The sequence below is a fragment of the Variovorax boronicumulans NBRC 103145 genome, assembly GCF_001591345.1.
Taxonomy (GTDB): Bacteria; Pseudomonadota; Gammaproteobacteria; order Burkholderiales; family Burkholderiaceae_C; genus Variovorax; species Variovorax boronicumulans.
In genome coordinates, this window is sequence record NZ_BCUS01000265.1 from 1 (window position 1) to 1,050 (window position 1,050).

A 1,050-nucleotide genomic window follows, 5' to 3' on the forward strand; every position below is an offset into this window, starting at 1 on the left:
GTGCTCGGCGGCATCGGCGGTGGCGGCACCCCCGGCACCGGCGCGGCCCTGCTCGACCCGGCCGACAGCGTGGTGGCCGGCCTGGTGAACGGCCTGAACAACGGCGTGCTCGGCGACCTCGGCTTGGGCGACGTGCTGGCCCCGGTCTCGCAACTGACCGACAGCCTGACCGACACGGTCGACGGCCTGCTGGCACCGGTGCTCGGTTCCAGCTTCACGCCGAACGACCCGAACGTGCTCGACCCGGCCGACAGCCTCGTCGATGACGTGACGGACGGCGTGGGCGGCCTGGTCAGCCCGGTGGTCGACCAGCTGCTCGGCGCCGGCGCGACGAACGGCCTGCTGAACGCGGTGGACACGCAGGTCGACTTCGTGACCGACGGCGTGGCCAACCTGATCGGTGGCGATGGCCTGCTGGGTGGCGTGCTGGGTGGCGACGGCGGCCTGCTGGGCGGTGTCCTCGGCGGCGACGGTGGTCTGCTCGGCGGCGTGCTGGGTGATGACGGTCTGCTGGGCGGCTTGCTCGGCGGCGAGGGCGGTCTGCTCGGTGGCGTGCTCGGCGAGGGCGGCCTCCTGGGTGGTGTCCTCGGCGGCGAAGGTGGTCTGCTTGGCGGCGTGCTGGGTGATGACGGCCTGCTGGGTGGCTTGCTCGGCGGTGAAGGCGGTCTGCTCGGTGGCGTGCTCGGCGACGACGGCCTCCTGGGTGGCGTCCTCGGCGGCGAAGGCGGCCTGCTCGGCGGCGTGTTGGGTGACGACGGCCTGCTGGGCGGCTTGCTCGGCGGTGAAGGCGGTCTGCTCGGTGGCGTGCTCGGCGACGACGGCCTTCTGGGTGGTGTCCTCGGCGGCGACGGCGGTTTGCTTGGCGGCGTGTTGGGTGACGACGGCCTCCTGGGTGGCGTCCTCGGCGGCGACGGTGGTCTGCTCGGCGGTGTGCTGGGTGATGACGGCCTCCTGGGTGGCGTTCTCGGTGGTGACGGCGGCTTGCTCGGCGGCATCCTCGGTGACGACGGCCTGCTCGGCGGTGTCCTCGGCGGTGTGACCGGTGGCGAC

At 73.3% G+C, this 1,050-nt stretch carries 1 pseudogene; it reads left to right on the top strand.

Features of this window, described 5'->3' with window-relative positions:
* Positions 1 to 1,050 (top strand): annotated as a pseudogene (locus tag VBO01S_RS32980) (hypothetical protein); the annotation flags it as partial.